The sequence below is a fragment of the Paenibacillus sp. BT-177 genome (genome assembly GCF_025846815.2).
GTDB lineage: Bacteria > Bacillota > Bacilli > Paenibacillales > Paenibacillaceae > Paenibacillus > Paenibacillus polymyxa_C.
Genome location: NZ_JAOYTP010000001.1, coordinates 1061272 through 1077640 on the forward strand (window position 1 = coordinate 1061272; position 16369 = coordinate 1077640).

General features: G+C 41.9%; 14 protein-coding genes. 2 read left to right on the top strand and 12 right to left on the bottom strand.

The window, feature by feature from the left end; translation table 11 throughout:
• Positions 1–5: 5 nt before the first annotated feature.
• Positions 6–1163, top strand: a complete 1158-nt coding sequence (locus tag OIU26_RS04905) for a VanZ family protein (RefSeq protein ID WP_264216111.1) — start codon at positions 6–8, stop codon at positions 1161–1163.
• A gap of 144 nt (positions 1164–1307) precedes the next feature.
• Here OIU26_RS04905 and OIU26_RS04910 read toward each other — a convergent pair whose 3' ends face one another.
• From OIU26_RS04910 to OIU26_RS04965, 12 genes are all read right to left on the bottom strand, one after another.
• The gene (locus OIU26_RS04910; RefSeq protein ID WP_064961978.1) at positions 1308–1961 is read right to left on the bottom strand and encodes a nitroreductase family protein; all 654 of its coding nucleotides are present in this window, start codon (positions 1959–1961) and stop codon (positions 1308–1310) included.
• A 50-nt stretch (positions 1962–2011) separates the two neighbouring features.
• Entirely contained in the window at positions 2012–2404 is a 393-nt protein-coding gene (locus tag OIU26_RS04915; protein ID WP_264216262.1) for a MarR family transcriptional regulator, read from the bottom strand.
• Positions 2405–2697: 293 nt separating this feature from the next.
• Positions 2698–4074 carry an NADP-specific glutamate dehydrogenase gene (gene gdhA / locus OIU26_RS04920; RefSeq protein WP_264216112.1) on the bottom strand — a complete coding sequence of 459 codons (1377 nt, stop codon included), beginning with the start codon at positions 4072–4074 and terminating at the stop codon, positions 2698–2700.
• Positions 4075–4493: 419 nt separating this feature from the next.
• Entirely contained in the window at positions 4494–5885 is a 1392-nt protein-coding gene (thrC, locus tag OIU26_RS04925; RefSeq protein WP_264216113.1) for a threonine synthase, read from the bottom strand.
• 215 nt (positions 5886–6100) lie between these two features.
• Positions 6101–7444, bottom strand: a complete 1344-nt coding sequence (locus OIU26_RS04930; protein ID WP_264216114.1) for a TldD/PmbA family protein — start codon at positions 7442–7444, stop codon at positions 6101–6103.
• 3 nt (positions 7445–7447) lie between these two features.
• Positions 7448–8842 (bottom strand): TldD/PmbA family protein, encoded by a 1395-nt coding sequence (locus OIU26_RS04935; protein ID WP_264216115.1) that lies wholly within the window; start codon positions 8840–8842, stop codon positions 7448–7450.
• A 312-nt stretch (positions 8843–9154) separates the two neighbouring features.
• Positions 9155–9460: a hypothetical protein gene (locus OIU26_RS04940; protein WP_264216116.1), complete on the bottom strand. Its 306-nt coding sequence runs from the start codon at positions 9458–9460 to the stop codon at positions 9155–9157.
• Positions 9461–9862: 402 nt separating this feature from the next.
• Positions 9863–10057, bottom strand: a complete 195-nt coding sequence (locus OIU26_RS04945; RefSeq protein ID WP_264216117.1) for a hypothetical protein — start codon at positions 10055–10057, stop codon at positions 9863–9865.
• 192 nt (positions 10058–10249) lie between these two features.
• A complete protein-coding gene (locus tag OIU26_RS04950) occupies positions 10250–11197 on the bottom strand; it encodes a hypothetical protein (RefSeq protein WP_264216118.1) in 948 nt (315 codons plus the stop codon).
• Positions 11198–11258: 61 nt separating this feature from the next.
• The gene (locus OIU26_RS04955; RefSeq protein ID WP_264216119.1) at positions 11259–12947 is read right to left on the bottom strand and encodes a hypothetical protein; all 1689 of its coding nucleotides are present in this window, start codon (positions 12945–12947) and stop codon (positions 11259–11261) included.
• Between the two features lie 42 nt (positions 12948–12989).
• A complete protein-coding gene (locus OIU26_RS04960; protein ID WP_264216120.1) occupies positions 12990–14084 on the bottom strand; it encodes a DUF4297 domain-containing protein in 1095 nt (364 codons plus the stop codon).
• Between the two features lie 74 nt (positions 14085–14158).
• Positions 14159–14836 (bottom strand): restriction endonuclease, encoded by a 678-nt coding sequence (locus tag OIU26_RS04965; RefSeq protein ID WP_264216121.1) that lies wholly within the window; start codon positions 14834–14836, stop codon positions 14159–14161.
• A 399-nt stretch (positions 14837–15235) separates the two neighbouring features.
• Between OIU26_RS04965 and OIU26_RS04970 the strand changes: the two genes are divergently transcribed.
• A complete protein-coding gene (locus tag OIU26_RS04970; RefSeq protein ID WP_264216122.1) occupies positions 15236–16066 on the top strand; it encodes a methyltransferase domain-containing protein in 831 nt (276 codons plus the stop codon).
• Positions 16067–16369 lie beyond the last annotated feature (303 nt).

Genomic DNA, 16369 nt, shown 5'->3' on the forward strand with positions numbered 1-16369 from the left:
AGCTCATGATTCAATCGTATCTGTTTCCAGTTTCATATGCTTTTCTAGCCTTCCCTGTTGCTGCGTTACTGTTTACACTACCATTTCTCATCGTGCAATATCGCAGACATGGCTATATTCACAAGGCTAGAGCGTGGTTGCTTTACTTGATGCTGTTATACTTGATGAACGCCTTCTTTTTGGTCATACTACCGCTTCCAGCATCGCGTCATAATGCAGCCTTGGCCGGGGGAGCGTTGCAATTGATGCCCTTGCAGTTCGTGCAAGACATTATAAGAGAAACATCCGTTTCACCTGCTCATCCCTCCAGTTATGTTCATTTGCTGAAGGAGCGTGCTTTTCTGCAAGTGGTTTTTAACGTGATGATGACCATGCCTTTCGGTATGTTCTTACGTTATTATTTCCGTGCACGATGGAGATGGTGTCTCATTCTGTCCTTCACCTTGTCCCTCTTCTTTGAGGTGACACAGTTGACAGGATTGTATGGATTTTTTGACCATGCGTATCGTGTGTTTGACGTGGATGATCTGATGGCTAACACATTGGGCGGTATGCTGGGCTTTCTGCTCGGCGAATGGTTCTCACGCTTCCTTCCCCGTTTGGAACATCTGGACAAGCACTTGGACATTACGACCAAACGGGTGTCCTATACAAGACGAGGAGTAGCCTTTTTAGTGGATTCTATCCTTTGGACGGGGTTGCTCGGCATTATGGAGTCCATGCATGTGTCTGCTGCTTTCTGGGTTTCCAGTGGAATTTACTTTATGGTGGTTCCTTACCTGACGAATGGACGAACTCCGGGGAAGTGGCTGGTACGCATTCATCTTACAGGGAGAGGAAAAAGAGTTTCCCTGTGGGAGCTCATGAAGCGCTACAGTCTCTTGTATTGGTTGTATTTTGGACTGAATTACGTACTAGGTGGATCTGTACTGGGATCTCATCTGTCTCCTTGGATAAGTGTTCTGATCAGCCTTGTGCTGTTGGTGATGAACGGATGGTTCTTTTTCCATCTAGTCATACGCCTATTCAAGAAAGGCCTGTTATTTTATGAGGAGCTTAGCCATACTTCGCACCAGATTATATGGCCCAAGCGCTACCATCCTACTCAGAATGACATCGCTGACCCAACACAGACGTCGGGAGCGAATATAGTACAAAAATAACCAGAGGATCGACACGTCATCAAGCCCGGGATCCGCATTACATCTAGGCAAATAAAAAAACAGGCGGAGCAAAGGGATGTCCTTAGCTCCGCCTGTTTTTTTATGTTGCTTATATTTTATGTTGCGTATAGATGTTAACTCAACTTATTTCCACTGTGCAATTTGATCAATTGGTAGACGTGTGGACGGATGACCCTCGTTGATTCCTTTACCCATCGAAATGAGCATAACAGGGACATAACGGTCTTTGTCCATACCAAAGGCCTCAGCAATTTTATCCTTTTCATAACCGCCGATAGCGTTAGTGTCGTACCCATGAGCACGTGCCACCAGCATAAGCTGCATAGACACCAATCCACCGTCGATCAGGACCGTTTCTCTGTTCACCACTGGATCAAGGGCAGCAAAATGGGCTGTTACCTTTTCCTGTTGCATTTCTTTAATGTCTTGTGGCATATAGCCCAGTTCTACAGCTTCTCCGAAGATTTGTTCGAAATTATCAAAGTTGTTCAGATCCCCAAACACAGCGATCACTGCCGAAGAGGTCTCCACTTGACGTTGGTTGAAACGAGCCAATGGCGCCAGGGTTGCTTTACCTTCTGGGCTATCAATAACAAGGAAACGCCAAGGTTGCAGATTAATGGAGGATGGTGCGCGTGTAGCTTCCGCTAGAATCTCTGTCATTTCCTCGCGGCTAATCTTCACGGACGGATCGTATACTTTTACCGAACGGCGTCCCAGTGCGATTTCCTTAAAATCATTCGTTTTTACAATATTGGATGTATTCGTATTACTCATTCCAATCTCTCCTTTGTTCCTCTGTGGGTAATCGTAATATGACAATGTTGTCAGTCCATACTGGATATATGACTATTCATCACTTGCAGCATATCGGCTAGTTGATTCCGCTGCGTCTCGTCAAAGCTCTGTAACAGCTGAGCTACAAACTGCGAGCGCTCCTGCTTAAAGATAACAATACGCGCACGTCCATAATCGGTCAGTCTTACCAAAGTAACCCTGTTGTCCTCTGGCTTCGTGCGTCGTGTGACCATTTCAGTCGCCTCCAGTTGTTTCAAATGGCGCGTTACGGCCGCACCGTCGATGCCAATCTCTTTTTGCAGCAGCGTTTGGCTAATCTCCTCCACTTGATACAACTTGCATAACAACTGCAATCTGGATGCGCTGATCCCTGCACACCGCTCAAACTTGGAGCTAATCTGCTTGTTCAGCAGCAGCAGCATATCAAAAATATACTCAGCCTCGGATGGTGTCTGGGTGATATCAATCTCTCCTCCCTTTAGCATATCGCTGGGTCTCGTGATTCAACCTTTGATCCATCAATTATTGATCTATCAAGTAATATACATCCTCTTTAACAATAAATCAAGTCCCTGAGAAAAATAAAGTGCCTCATTCCAAATAAAAGCTGAGCGACTCCCACGGAGCCGCTCAGCTTCAAGTTTGCTTTTATTAGCTAGGTTATTAATCATTGTACAGTTGAGAAAAGGAATTGTAGCGTTCAATTAGATTTCAATTAGATAATTCCGTGAGACAGCATAGCATCAGCTACACGCACAAATCCGGCGATGTTCGCTCCAACCACCAGATTGCCCGGTACGCCGTACTCCTCAGCTGCCTTCACGCTGTTAGCATAGATATTTTTCATAATATCATGGAGTTTGGCATCCACTTCTTCAAAGGTCCATGACAGGCGCATGCTGTTCTGCGACATTTCGAGCGCCGAGACTGCTACTCCGCCTGCATTAGCAGCTTTGGCTGGTCCAAACAGAACTCTGTTCTCCAAAAATACTTCAATAGCCTGTAGCGAGGACGGCATATTCGCACCTTCACCGATAGCTTTTACGCCATTGCTTACCAGCAACTGCGCTGCATGCTCGTCAATTTCATTCTGTGTCGCACATGGCAATGCAATGTCGCATGGGATTGACCAGATCCCCGAGCAGCCTTCTGTATAGATTGCGCCTGGACGCTCTTTCGTATACTCGCTAATCCGCAGACGATTCACTTCTTTAAGCTGCTTCACCAGCTTGAGATCAATACCGTCTGGATCATAAACATAACCATTCGAGTCGCTACATGCCACGACTGTAGCACCGAGTTGCTGAGCTTTTTCAATCGCATAAATGGATACGTTACCCGAGCCCGACACAACGACACGTTGTCCTTCAAAGGACAAACCTTGAGCTTGCAGCATCTCGTTTACAAAATACACACAACCGTAGCCAGTTGCTTCCGTACGTGTAAGACTACCTCCGTAATGAATCCCTTTACCCGTCAGGACGCCGCCTTCATGTCCTCCGCGAATCCGCTTGTATTGCCCGAACATGTATCCGATCTCACGGCCACCTACGCCAATATCCCCTGCCGGAACGTCAGCATCTGGGCCGATATATTTATACAGCTCCGTCATAAAGCTTTGTGTAAAACGCATCACTTCGTTATCTGATTTACCTTTGGGGTTAAAGTCCGAACCGCCTTTACCACCACCGATGGGAAGACCCGTCAACGCATTTTTGAAAATTTGTTCAAAACCCAAAAATTTGACGATACCCAGATACACGGACGGATGGAAACGGAGTCCACCTTTATAAGGACCAATCGCACTATTAAACTGTACGCGGAAGCCACGGTTGACCTGTACATTGCCTGCATCGTCTACCCAGGGTACACGGAAGGTAATGACACGCTCTGGCTCCACCAACCGTTCCAAAAGCCCCTGCTGCATATACTTAGGATGCTTAGCCAATACCGGAATTAGCGAATCCAAAATTTCCTTGACGGCCTGATGGAATTCATTCTCATGAGGATTACGCGCGATAACCTTCTCAAAAACGGACTGTACATATTCGGCTGCTGCTTGTTGACTCTGCTCTGGACGGATCATGGTCATTATTTAATACACCCCTTTTATAATTAGCCCCTCTGTTAAATGACGGAATGACTTTATTCTGCACCCTTGAGAGTGGAACTTTATGTATTGATAAAATTTAGTTAACTATACATGATTTTTTATATAAATACATCCAATTCGCCTATAAAAGATTTTTGTATCCTTCATTAAATAACTCTATGAACCTACCATTGCCTGTTATATTCCTAAAGCCAAATCCCTTGATTTACGGGCTTTTTTCACGATTTCTAAGGGTTAAACACCTTACTCTATATGGCATTATAATGTGAACAAATTGAAACTAAAACATACATCATATCTGGAAAATATGGATTATAAAAAAAGAGGCTAGCGCACAGGGCGCAGCCTCTTTTCTCATCCGCAAGAATGTAACCACTCACCGTTACGGAAATATTCTGTTACACATAAAAGGCTTCAAGCTGACGCACAATTTCCGCCTCGTCATGCTCTACCACCTGCTGGTGCTGCGGCTTGGAGAACAATTGTTCAATTTGCGCCGGGAACTCCTGCTTAATATCCACCAGACGGATCGCCTCATCGAATTTGGCCGGATGTGCTGTTGCAAAGGTCACACAGACTTCGCCTGCGCCATTATACGCCTCATACGCGGCAATACCGCAAGCTGTATGCGGATCGAGCAAATAATCGTATTCAGCCTTGTATTTTTTGATCAGCTCCAGACACTGCTCATTCGAAGCACCCAGCGCTTCAAAATCCTGCTGTACCCGTTTCAAATCCTCTGCCCCGATTACAATCCGTCCCTCGGTTTTGAGGTTATTCATGTATTCAGATACCTTGGCCGCATCCTCTCCGAGGAAGTAGTACAGGTATCTTTCAAAATTGCTCGCCACCTGAATGTCCATCGAAGGACTGTATGTGCTTTTGAAGTCGCCTGGCTTGTATTCGCCTGTCTTCACGAAGCGCTCCAAAATATTATTTTCGTTCGTGGCAATGATCAGCTTATGGATTGGCAGACCCATTTTCTTTGCGAGAAAGCCGGAAAAGATATTGCCAAAGTTGCCGGAAGGCACGCTGACATTGATCTTCTTTGCACCCGATGACTCCTGCGCCCGGAAATAAGCATAGAAGTAATATACCGTTTGCGCCAAAATACGCACAAAGTTAATCGAGTTAATCGCCCGCAGATGATGTTTGGCTTTGAAGTCCAAATCGGCAAACAGGTCCTTAATCACTTTTTGACAATCGTCAAAGTTCCCTTTTACAGATAGATTCAGCACGTTCTCATCGTCTACCGTCGTCATTTGCAGTTCTTGTACCTTGCTCACTTTTTGATGCGGATGCAAAATACAGATTTTGATGCCTTCCTTGCCACGCACGCCCTGAATCGCTGCCGCCCCGGTATCGCCCGAGGTTGCACCCAAAATGTGAATGATCTCATTCTGCTTTTTGGACACATAGGAATAAAATTCACCCATAAATTGCAGCGCCACATCCTTGAACGCGAACGTGGGCCCGTGGAACAGCTCCAAAATAGACAGGGAATCGTTGATCTTCTTCACTGGCGTAACTTCTGGATGACGGAAGCTTGCATAACTGCGCTCCACCAGCTGCTCCAAATCCTCACGAGGAATCTCATCATTGATATACAGCGCAAAAACTTCCAGCATCAGCTCTCTGTAGCTCAATGTAGCCCACTGCTCCAGCGTAGCTGCCGACACGGTCGGAATCTGCTCCGGTACCATTAGTCCTCCGTCGTCAGCTAACCCCATGAGCACAGTATCAATAAATCCCTTGGCTTCTACTCGACCTCTAGTGCTTATATATCTCATATACATCCCCCAATAAAAATTCAATTCGAACCTTTTTTCGAATATATTATTGTCTATAATACCCTGTCGCGGTGCTGTAACCAAGCCTTTTTTTCATATTTCAAAGACTTTCTCCTACTTTACCATACCCCGATGCATCAGGCATCTGTCATTGCTAGACAATCAGAACGTCAGGAACAGGTCGTAAGTCTGAAAAAAGAAGGCTGCTCCAGCCATTAGGAGCCTGAAATCGAAAGTGCAGCCAGCTTGAGCGAAGGAGATGTGCAGCTTCCTGTAAAACGCAAATCGTTGCCAACTTCCTCTACCTGCTGCAGCACATCAAAGAAGTTGCCTGATACGGTAATCTGATTGACCGCTCTGACCACTTGCCCTTGCTCAATCCAGTATCCCAAACAAGCCAGCGAAAAGTTACCAGACGCCGTATTCGTACCTGCATGCAGCCCCTGCAGCTCGACAATCATCAGCCCGCGATCCGTCTTGCGAATCATGTCTTCCAACGTAGACGTGCCTGGAGCCACGTACAGATTATGATACGACACCCCGATTTTACCGTTATAGCTGCCTTTGGAAGCATGAGAGGTACTCTGCACCCCAGCCTTGCGAGCCGTCTTGCGGTTATGGAAATACGTCCGTAGTTCGCCATCCTTGATAATCTCATTGCGGCGTGTCGCACTGCCTTCAGCATCAAACGTGCTGCCTGCCGGAACGTTCTCCATCAGCGGATCATCAATCAGCGTGATATGTTCGCTTGCCACCTTTTGCCCCAGCTTCCCAGCCAAGCGTGAAAAGCCTTTATCCACCGACTCCGCAGAAAATACCGACGTATAGGCAGCCAGCAATTGCGCGGCTGCATCATGACGGAAAATGACTGGATAGTTATCCGATTGGATCGTGTGCGCACCCAGCTTGGAAACAGCCTCTTGTACGGCTTTATGCGCCACATCCGCAATATCGATCTCCTCCACGCTCCGCAGCGAATAATCATGCCAGCCCCCGGTAACGGTATCGCCATGGTCGGCTGCAATCACATACACATAAGCGGTCGCCAGACTTTTGTGACGATGACAATGTAGTCCTTTGGTATTCACAATCAGGACCTCATTCTCACGAACGCTGACCGAGCAATGTCGAGCCATCACGATCCGTGGATCTGCGGCAAGCGCTGTACGCTCCATTTCCAGCGCCGCTTCGATCAGAATCTCAGGAGCTGTGTCGGCAAGCGTTGAGGCATAGGCAGGCTGCTCAGGATAGCTCTCAGAGCCTGCAAACAGCTCATCCTGCTCCTCGCTCTCCAATATATCCGCGTTGCTACGTGCTTCTTCCAATAAAAAGTCGATCACATCCGGTTCCAGCTTCTCCGTAGAGGCATAGCCCATTTTTCCGTTAATGACACCACGGAAGGAAAGTCCGCCATTTTCAACGATGGTATATTGGTCAATTTCTCCCTTCAGTACCTTCACCGAGGTAGAACGTCCATTTACATAGTAGATTTCCATATCCGCGTAGCCCATTTCCCGACCTTTCGCGAACAACGCTTCCTGAAATTGCTGAATATTCATTGCCTATTCCCCCTTTCGTCCGCCGACGGTCATTTCGGACACACGAATCGTCGGTTGTCCGCAGTTGACCGGAAGACTTCCGCTGACCGAGCCGCACATCCCCTGACCATGATCCAGATTGTTGCCGACCATATCAATATTTTGCAGGGTTTCAATCCCTTTGCCGATCAGCGTTGCGCCTTTGACCGGCTCGGCAATTTTGCCGTTGCGGATCATATACGCTTCTTCAACCGCAAAATTAAACTCGCTCGTCGAGGTGTTCACCGAACCACCGCCCAGCGATTTGGCATAGATCCCGTACTCCGTATTGGCAATGATTTCTTCACGGGTAGACTCCCCATTCGCAATGAACGTATTGTTCATACGGGATGCAGGCGCGAATTTATAGGACTGTCTTCGTCCCGATCCTGTCGCAGGTACACCCATCTGGCGCGAGCCCATGCGATCGATTAGATATCCTTTTAAAATGCCGTTCTCGATCAGTACGTTGCGCTGTGTCGGCGCTCCTTCGTCATCGATATTGAGCGAGCCCCACGCATTCGGAATCGTTCCATCATCTATAGCTGTAACGAGCGGTGAAGCCACCTGCTGCCCGATTTTATTCGCAAACACAGAGGTTCCATGCGCCACCGCTGTAGATTCCAGCCCATGCCCACACGCCTCGTGGAAAAGAACGCCGCCAAAGCCATTTTCAATCACGACAGGCAGTCTGCCGCTAGGCGCATATCTCGCTTTGACCATTGTGGACGCAATCCGAGCGGCGTGTCTGGCATTTTCTTCGATATTCAGATTCTCCAGGAATTCAGTCCCAGCATACGCTCCCGGCCCACGGAACCCGGATTGTCTATGCTCCCCATGAGTCGCAATCGCGCTTATTCTCATGCGGGTATACGTACGGGTATCCTCCACCAGCAGCCCGTTGCTATTGGCGATCAAGACGTTCTGGATCGAGTTGCTAATCCCAACAGAGGTTTGCGTGATGGAAGGATCGTATTGGCTTGCCGCCTCATGCGCCCGTCTCATCATGTCGATCTTGGCACGTTTCTGCGAACCATCAGGAACGATCGCAATCGGATGTTGGTTAGGGATCGCATGGGGATGGAGGGTAATGGTGTGTGTACCTGGTGCTCCACCGCCGCGAATGGCCTTGGCGGCCGATTTGGCCAGTCGAATCAGGCTCTGTTCGCTCATATCACTGGTGTAGGCATACACCGAAAAATGCTCCTTCATGATCCGAATGCCAATCCCAAAATCCCGGCCTGACAGCGCCGTATCCACGACTCCCCCGGTCATGCCCAATTGTCCATTGGTGCGGTCCTCGACGAACACCTCTGCAAAATCCCCGCCTGTCTCCAGCGCGGCTTGCAGCATATCCTGAATCTGTGTTGGATGTATCATCACGTTCCTCCTCGTTTTTGCCATGTTTCATATTGTACGGTTAAACGTTCAAGATAATATGCGGGTTCATGTTTATTTCCCATAACTTTACTATACATGATGTGGGAGTGGGTGTAACTATCTGGGTGGCAAGTGGTTTGGGGGAGGGTGAAGATTTATGCGCGGGGATGGAGGGATTGAAATGAGAAAACCCGATCAGACCGTGAAGGGGCATGTCGGGTTATTTGGGCGTTTTGATTACTGGGTGGATTGAGCAAGTATGTGCATGTAAGGACGCTACGTGGACGGATCATTCTTCCGATCGCTCCGCTGCTATGCTTGGGTTTGCTTCATTTTGTTCGCCAAAATACTTTTTTTCAAACGAACTTTAAACAGTTCTCTTCGTAAATCTAGTTCCATGATATGAAGATGGTCTGCTGCTTCTTTGACGGTTTCCATGTGCAGTACACTTGCCTTTTGAGAAATAATAGCTAGCGCATCCCAAATGAGCTTTGTGCATGTTTTAAGTCTCTCTATGTGTTCGTCTTCTTGCCGTACCAAGCTCTCGTATTCTTTAGTCGTATTTTCAGATGGGTTTGTATGTTCCACGCTCTTTAGTATCTTGGGTTGGGTATCCAAGTTATCATCTCCTTTTTATTCAAAGTGTAGCAAAGGATGATGACGGATGTGGTACGTAGATACGTAATATTAGATGAATTAAATATTATTCTAGCTTCACACGAAGATTTTGTTTCTAGATTAATTTTGATCAGGAACAGACTTTGTACCGCCATTCCACGAGATCGTTTTATTCGGTATATGTTCTAACTTATGTAATTGTTCCTTAGATAGTTTCAATTCTTTCCTCGCTTTGAAATATTCACGTTACTTCGTCTTTTCATCGAATATTAACTTCTCTAGTTCCAAAATCTTCAGCACACTTTTCCACTTTCCATACATCCTCGATGATGGTATTGTTTCCATAATATAAAATAAATACAACAAGTGGAATATTTGTTACTTATTGCGATAAAGAACGACTCACACCAAGTGCAGCTTCCCACTTATAGATATGGTGAGTGGTGGCATTTTGTCGATTGTAATATATTGATACAAATCAGCAATATACTTTTCTTGGATAAATTCTGTTCGCTGTGTACGTCCCATCGCAGGTGACTTGATCGAACGGGCATATTTTCTTCCATCATATACATCGAAACGAATACAAGTTTGCATTTCAGCAGTTAACTTCGTTTAAGGAAGTGAACTGTTCATGTTTAGAGGCTACGTGAATGTGCACAACAAAAAGACTCAGCATCAGTTTGCTGGGCCTTTCCACTCATTTAGAAAATATTTTATAAAGCTAATCTAACAGCAATAAAACATGGCATTCACATTTTCGAAATCACCCAATGAGATTTTTCATATTTACTCCAACATATTTTCTGCTCCAAAAAAAGGCTCCGACTCTAAATTTAATTTAGAAATCTTTAAATGAAGCATTCTTATTAAATCAACTTGCCTTGAAAGGGCTAATCTCAAATCATATCCACTCAACAATAGGACAGACTTATCTGGATGCTGTTTCATAAGGTCAACAACATGAGAAGACCAGCCGTTAATCGAAATAAAAACACCCATTGTCTGCTTGCCTGAACGAGATACTTTTCCATATAAAGAATCTAATTCTCTAATTCCCGAGATCTGACTTGTCCATTTCATCTCAACAATATAATGCCATCCATCAAGTTTAAATGCGCCATCAATTTGTTCGCCATTATTATTTCGTCTAAAGGCACTCATGACTGTTAATTGTTCTGTTAAGTCATACACATTAAACAATCTATTAACGATATCTTCAAGCATAGTACCTCTTGATTGAGGATTTTCGTTATTACCTGCTAGACTATCGTACATGAGAAGAAGTAATTGAAGTTGATTAACCAATTCTTGTTCTTTACTCAATTTTCTTTCTTTTTCTTCCTCTTTCCTGACTTGTTCCCTTCTCCTCGCTTCTTTCTCCTCCCATATATCTAAAACACCAAGAACTTCTCTTGCTTTTTGAACAGTAGCACGTGCTTCATATTCATTATCCGCTAAATGGAATTGATTCCATTCACTAGCGGTCTTAATAATTGAACGCACTATTTTCTCATATTTTTCATGTTTTTCAATATCTGCAATGATTTGCGAAGCTATTTCACGTTTAGAAAGCCTTTTTCCATAATCATTCTTTTGTTTAGTTAAAGATTGAAAATAATCTTTATTAATACCCGTTGGTTTAAGGATTAATTCATACATTGTGTTTTTGATATGAACAAGTGTTGCAATGATTTCAATTACGAGTTTTTTAGTATCGGTTGACTCATACATCATTATTTCCACCACATCCAGTATTAAAAATATTAGTGACTCGGCAGAAGAGACACTAAACAAACTATATTATTAAACTTAACAAGTCGTTAATCTCCTGAGAGACTTCTTCAAAATCATCTTTTTGAAGAAAATGATATTTTTCAGTTAATTCAATAATTTCCCCTTCAAATTTCCGTTCTCCAAACTCAACTGTACCTAAGATTAGTTGTGAATTAGATGGTTGCTTTTCAACAATAAAATCCTTAATCATTTCCCAATGTGTTTTATCTTGTTCTTGTTGGTTAGGTGAGTCCAATACGATTGGGCAAAATGTTGAAGTAGAGTATTTATTAATAACACCCAACAGACTATAATAATGAGCTAAATATGCTCTAGGCGCTCCGCTACCTGTGTCAGTGACTTTGGAAATGACTGTTTTATATGACTTTTCTGGAACAGTTACCACACCTAAATAATCTAAATACTCGCTCATAAGTTCACGGTAAAAACTTTCAATTTTATTTTTATGTTTTCTATCCTCATATGTTTTCATTTCATCTTTAAGGTTGGTAATACTCGCTTCATTTATTGCTATTTTACTCCAAAGTCCCTCAAGCTCTTCTTGAACTATCGCTTTCAAGTTTTTCTTTCCTTCGTTTTGGATAATGTCTTTTAATTGTACCTCGCCCTTCTTTCTTTCTAACAAACTAAGTATCCGTTTGGACTCTGCCGCATGTTCTTCATATAACTCATATTCTTTTTTAATATTAGAGTCCAATTCACGTAATACCATTTTTGATTCCTCTAATAAATCATGGCAACGATCTTCATCTTTAGCAATAGAGAATCGTTCAACAAAGGAATTTGAATAAACCGCACCACATGTTGGACAGTCTATTTCTTCATCTGGGATAGAAAGTGCATAATGATAGTCTTCATTCAACTCATGGATTGATTTCTCAATTATTTTTATATGTTTCTTAAGATGAATTTTCTCATTATTTAAGGCAACAATGTTACGTTTCAATACATCTCCCTTTTCTTTTAATTGTTCATATTGTTCTAAAAGCTCATCAATTTCTTTTTTAAAACTATCTAAATTGACATCTAGAATCATTAAATCCATTTGTTCATTTAGTTTACTCATAACATTTTTGGATACTTTTATTTGAGATTCTATTTGACGATTCTTATCCTTAATTATTTCAATTTGTCCTTTAGCATAGTAATATTCATTCGGCTTAATTCCAGTATGAAAATGCAATATACTTGCTTTCCACTGACCCTTTAATTGAGTTAAACGCGCAAAAGAGGATAGTGGATTATACCAACTATCTTGGTCCAAATAAAACGGCAAAAAGAAATAAGCTGGTGGAGGAGTAATTAACCGATTTCCCTTATCAGGCAGTTCAATATTGTACTTTAATAACCTAGATAAAAATGGACCTAAGCCATCTGTTATTTTATCAAATGTTCCAATACATTCTTTTGAACCGTTGTACACTGCAAAAAAGCTTTTTCTACGAAGTATAGAGTATTCAACATCATCAACAGTAAAAGTAAGCAAACAAATGGGTTCAGCCCCCATCCACTTGGGGTGCATAACATTAGGAGAAGCGCCTAATGTATAATATATACTTTTAATCAATGAAGATTTCCCAACATGGTTCTCACCCTTGATGAGATTCATTTTGGGATGGAATTTTATTATTTTTGCTCTTTGCTCGTTTCTCGAGAGTATTTTTATTTCCTTGAAGATTAATCTTTGCATAATTCTGTTCCCTCAGATTTCGAATTAATTTTTTATACTCCTTCATATGCGGCAATACTCCATTAATATTGTGGCTTTAATCATATGTTCATCTAAGATGCTTTTCGGTTCTCTTTGCATATATTCAGCATAAACAGATTTCACTAATTCTTGATATAAAAATGAGAAGGGTTGTTGTTCCTTTTCATTTAAAATTTCTTTAATAACAAGCTGTTGAGATTGAAAGTATTCATTCACAGCATCCATTAAAACCACTTCAAGCTCTTTCCAAGCATTTTTCAATTTTAATATCGTTTTGAAATCTACCCTTTCAACGTTGAGTCGATTGGAAATCTCTTCCCAAGTTTGTTCAAACTCATTATCGATATCAAAGTGGCTTAACATATCTTGAAATTGAGAACGGCTAATTCCTTTATACTTCTTTACATCATCGAAGTTAGAAACGCTCCACTCATAATCATTTTTCCGCTTCACTTCCCCAAAAATCGCATTGTAAATTAAACTTAATCGAAATTTACCATTCTTGGGATTCATAGATTCTAAGAATTCATGTAGTTTGCCCTTCATGTACGTTTCTCGGTCTTTAATATTTAAATCTGTAACTTCGAGGAAAGTGATTTCCACAAAATCAGGTTCATCTTTCAAAGCATGTTCTGTTTTAATTGCCGTAATAATTTTCCCTAAATCTTTCTGTTCAATATCAGTAAAACAGATTGATTTTTTATCTGTACTATTTCCAGCATGACTTTGTAAACTTATTTCAAAACAAGCATTAGAAACTAGGGTAAGCGATAAAGTATTGTTAGGAAAAGTTAATTTACAACCATATAATTTACCAATAATCGATGGTAAAGGCCCCTTCTTTCCTTTCTTTGAATTTATGATTTCGTTCAGCTTCCAAATACCGTTATCCTTTGTTTTTAACTGATAAAAAGCTGCTGTTTGAGGGCTATATTCTGAATCAAGAACCATTACATCGTCATGGTAGTCGAGAACAAGAAGATAATCGTCCTTATACTGATGCAACTCAAAGAGCTTTAATATTGCCCAATCCTTTTGGAAATCGAATCGATTAGCAGAACGTGAACCACTCGATTCCCTTGGTTTCTTTTGTACGACTAAATCCTTCAACACCATCACATCATCCTCATCAAATTATATCTAACTCTTGTAGTTTTTTACTAAAAATCTCATCTAAAGAATAAGAAAAATTATTTCCTTCCCCACCTTTTTAGCCTATCAGCAAGCGCCACCCCATTAATCAGCTTAATGTTCAACCTATCCGCCGCCTCTTTAGCAGCCTTTGTAAAATTACTCGTCGTCACAATCCAAGCATCATAACAACCATGTACCTGTTTACCAGCCTTGAGCCGGAGTACTATATCATTCCCGACATCACGCTTCCAGCGTTTACATTGAACAGCTATTTTATAGCCCTCTTTACCTTTGAGGATCAAATCAACTTCATGATCACCTGACCCACCAACTCGCTGTACTGAATAACCTTGATCTGTATAATAAAGCTCCATTAATCGTTCAAAATCTGTTCCTGATAGTGTATCTACATTAGCTTGGAGAATCTGTGCATCAGTTAGTTTTTTACTCTTTATTTTCCCTTTTGCCTTGCTTACCCCATTGTTCGTGCTAGCAGTTCTACTCCTACCAGTTTTTTTCGTACCAGCGACCTTACTTTTCTTTTTCTGTCGTTGCTTTCGTGTCCACATCGATCCAAATATTTCTCCAATAATCACAGAGCCAAGTAAGATGCCAAAAAGGTACCCCCAATGTAGACCAGGTATTTTAAAATAAATAGTAAGACCGACTATAATAAATAACCCTCTCAATACATAAGCAGCTTGCCTGCCTTCTGCATAATAAGTTCTTGCCACTTACTTTCACCTCATTGGAATATCTCAATTTATATCAAAGGACTATATACCCACGACCAAGGAAATAAAAAAAGCCAAATCCCTACTAAATTCTGCATAAATCTTCTTTATTTCTTACACTATAGCATATTCATGGGGATATATGGAACAAAAAAAAGCCCTTTAATAATACCAAGGACCTAATTCATTTCATCTTCTAATTTAAGAGAAGACTGAGATTATTTGTGTTCTGTAAAAAACAAGGAGTCGTTGATAACATATCAGTAATACATTATAGGATTGGTCAAAAATCTTTTTGCTCAACTGGTGGTTGAAAATTATAAAAAATCAAATATGAGGTTATTGTTCGTACCAACAAACTCAAATAGAATTGGATTACATAAAGGAGTGTGAGAATTTATGAAGGAAAAATTAGCAAGAAACATAAGCATATACCGCAAAGAAAGAGGACTTACACAAGAAGAACTCGCAAAAATACTTGGACTTTCATTTCAAGCCGTTTCCAAGTGGGAAAATGCTTATACAATGCCTGATATATCGTTACTACCTCAGTTATCAAGAACTTTAGAAGTAAGCATAGACAAGCTTCTTGGGTATGTATCACAGGATAAAACGATTACCATTTACGAGGAAGAATATAAAACGCAAGAATATTACTGGGGTACTGCACCTAATAAAGTGTGTTATCAGGTTTTGCAGTTTATGCCCCCCAATAAACACATAAAATTATTGGATATTGGATGTGGTGAGGGAAAAGACGCCGTATTTTTTGCTAGAAATGGATATGATGTCACTGCATTTGATGTTTCGGACGCAGGTATAGAGAAAACTAAGAAACTTGCTGAAAAAATCGGTGTTCATGTTAATGTATTCAAGGCAGATATTTTAGATTATCGTTTGGATACACATTTTGACGTAATCTTTTCAAGTGGTGTCCTACACTACATAAAACCGGAATTCCGCAAAGAAATATTTGAAAATTATAAGCAGTATACAAATCCAAACGGCTTGCATATCTTTAATGTGTTTGTAAACAAGCCGTTTATTGCTCCACCACCTGAAAAAGAACCTAATGCATATAAGTGGTACTCTGGTGAACTGCTTACACATTATCACGACTGGTTCATTGAAGATAGTTCGGAAGTTATTTTCGACTGTAACTCGTCAGGCATTCCTCACAAACATGCCATGACTAAAATTATTGCACAAAAGATAACCTCATTAGGCTAAAGATGCTACTATTTTAAATCAACAAAAAGAGGGATTCTCCCCTCTTTACTTTTAAGCAAGTATATCGCTAATAATCTTCCGTACTAACAGCACATGGATTCCGCGTAACCAATTTATGTAAATAAAATATATTCCCGCACTCAACCCTAAAGACTTTTTTGAATGCAGGAACATATTCAAGTTGCTCTTAAACCCTCGTTCATCACTGCTTCCTATCTCGACATATTACGACCACGCACTCCACATGCCTTGAGTGTACAAAAATGATGACCTTAAGGCCTGGTCGCCCCTTGGCGGAAAATC

Excerpts from the sequence above, each read along its gene's own strand:
- thrC (WP_264216113.1), bottom strand. The coding sequence starts at position 5,885 with ATGAGATATATAAGCACTAGAGGTCGAGTAGAAGCCAAGGGATTTATT.
- OIU26_RS04950 (WP_264216118.1), bottom strand. The coding sequence starts at position 11,197 with ATGATGTATGAGTCAACCGATACTAAAAAACTCGTAATTGAAATCATT.
- gdhA (WP_264216112.1), bottom strand. The coding sequence starts at position 4,074 with ATGACCATGATCCGTCCAGAGCAGAGTCAACAAGCAGCAGCCGAATAT.
- OIU26_RS04960 (WP_264216120.1), bottom strand. The coding sequence starts at position 14,084 with ATGGTGTTGAAGGATTTAGTCGTACAAAAGAAACCAAGGGAATCGAGT.
- OIU26_RS04945 (WP_264216117.1), bottom strand. The coding sequence starts at position 10,057 with ATGCAAACTTGTATTCGTTTCGATGTATATGATGGAAGAAAATATGCC.
- OIU26_RS04930 (WP_264216114.1), bottom strand. The coding sequence starts at position 7,444 with ATGAATATTCAGCAATTTCAGGAAGCGTTGTTCGCGAAAGGTCGGGAA.
- OIU26_RS04915 (WP_264216262.1), bottom strand. The coding sequence starts at position 2,404 with ATGCTGCTGCTGCTGAACAAGCAGATTAGCTCCAAGTTTGAGCGGTGT.
- OIU26_RS04955 (WP_264216119.1), bottom strand. The coding sequence starts at position 12,947 with ATGCAAAGATTAATCTTCAAGGAAATAAAAATACTCTCGAGAAACGAG.
- OIU26_RS04905 (WP_264216111.1), top strand. The coding sequence starts at position 6 with ATGATTCAATCGTATCTGTTTCCAGTTTCATATGCTTTTCTAGCCTTC.
- OIU26_RS04970 (WP_264216122.1), top strand. The coding sequence starts at position 15,236 with ATGAAGGAAAAATTAGCAAGAAACATAAGCATATACCGCAAAGAAAGA.
- OIU26_RS04935 (WP_264216115.1), bottom strand. The coding sequence starts at position 8,842 with ATGATACATCCAACACAGATTCAGGATATGCTGCAAGCCGCGCTGGAG.
- OIU26_RS04910 (WP_064961978.1), bottom strand. The coding sequence starts at position 1,961 with ATGAGTAATACGAATACATCCAATATTGTAAAAACGAATGATTTTAAG.